The 589-nt window shown below is 65.0% G+C and carries 1 protein-coding gene; it reads left to right on the top strand.

The window, feature by feature from the left end; translation table 11 throughout:
• Positions 1–210, top strand: a 210-nt coding sequence (locus tag CAPSK01_RS21895; protein ID WP_337958541.1) for an AAA family ATPase, incomplete at its 5' end; no start/stop codon positions are given.
• Positions 211–589: the final 379 nt, after the last annotated feature.

Genomic DNA, 589 nt, shown 5'->3' with positions numbered 1-589 from the left:
GCGGTCGCCACTTCCACGGCGATGATCCTGGTCGGCGACGTGGATCAACTGCCCTCGGTCGGTCCCGGCCAGTTCCTGACCGATCTCATCGACTCGGGTGCCGTGCCCGTCATTCGCCTGACCGAAGTGTTCCGTCAGGCAGCCACCTCGCGCATCGTGCGCAGGGCGCACCCAGATCAACCGAGGCGTGTTTCCCAGCCTGCCGGATAAGGGAGAAGCCTCGGATTTCTACCTCGTCGCCGCCGAGGAACCGTCGTCGATCTGGTGCAGACACGTCGGCCCCGGAAGTTCAACGCCGATCCGTTTCGGGACAGCCAGAAGAAGGCGCTGGCCATGGCGGCCAAGGGGAAGCAGGTCGAGCGGCGCTAATCAAAACTGAAGGAACGTCTGTCAGTGGCCAGCAGGGAATCCACTGTGCGCTCTATACTCTGCACAACCGGCGCCGCCGAGGTGGCCGGAGCCGGCGACTAAACGCGAGGGGTTAACGATGAGCAAGGGCAAGGGACGGACAACGGCGACCGATTTGGCCGGGCCGGGCGGCAAGATTCTTGCGGGCGGGTTTTCGCCGCGGCTGTGCCACCGGCTGACG

Source organism: Candidatus Accumulibacter vicinus (assembly GCF_000584955.1).
Taxonomy (GTDB): domain Bacteria; phylum Pseudomonadota; class Gammaproteobacteria; order Burkholderiales; family Rhodocyclaceae; genus Accumulibacter; species Accumulibacter vicinus.
The sequence above is the reverse complement of the archived record's forward strand: the minus strand, read 5'-3'. Positions and strand labels throughout refer to the sequence as shown.